Source organism: Oleiphilus sp. HI0125 (assembly GCF_001635355.1).
Window position 1 is genome coordinate 1 of sequence record NZ_LWGF01000237.1, and the last position, 839, is coordinate 839.

The 839-nt window shown below is 49.7% G+C and carries 1 protein-coding gene; it reads right to left on the minus strand.

The window, feature by feature from the left end; translation table 11 throughout:
* Positions 1–839: histidinol dehydrogenase (gene hisD / locus A3762_RS03580; RefSeq protein ID WP_068754124.1), on the minus strand; the 839-nt coding region annotated here is incomplete at both ends.

The following is an 839-nucleotide window of genomic DNA, read 5'->3' on the forward strand; positions in this document are numbered from 1 at the left end:
CGTGCGCTTCAAGACCTTCTCCGCGCGCCAATACAGACGCTACCTTGCCTTGATCACTCGCCCCTTGCTCAGAGAAGTAGATCAACGATGAGCGTTTTTGGAAGTCATACACACCTAGAGGAGATGAAAAACGCGCGGTTCCCGAAGTTGGTAGAACGTGGTTTGGCCCGGCGCAATAATCGCCTAAGGCCTCAGCCGTATAACGCCCCATAAAGATCGCCCCTGCATGCTTAATATGCTGAGCTAAGGCTTCTGGATCTTCAACCGACAACTCTAAGTGCTCTGGCGCGATGGTGTTACTAACTTCAGCCGCTTGCTCAAGAGATTCAACCTGAATTAATGCCGCTCTATCCTCGATGGATGCACGAATAATATCTTTGCGCTCCATGCCATCGATTAGCTTATTGATACTAGATTCGACAGCATCGAGATAATCAGCATCGTCTGAGATCAAAATTGATTGCGCATTTTCGTCGTGTTCTGCTTGAGAGAACAGATCCATCGCAATCCAATCAGGGTCGGTCTTACCGTCACAAATAACAAGAATCTCGGAAGGACCTGCGATCATATCAATACCGACTTGGCCAAAGACTTCACGCTTCGCTGTGGCAACAAAGATGTTTCCTGGGCCAACAATTTTATCAACCGCTGGAATCGTCTCTGTACCATACGCTAATGCTGCAACAGCTTGTGCACCACCGATCGTGAATACGCGATCTACGCCACAGACAGCTGCAGCCGCCAGCACAAGCTGATTCACCTCGCCGCCTGGAGTAGGCACCACCATCACGACTTCTTCAACACCAGCAACCTTCGCTGGAATCGCATTCATCAACACA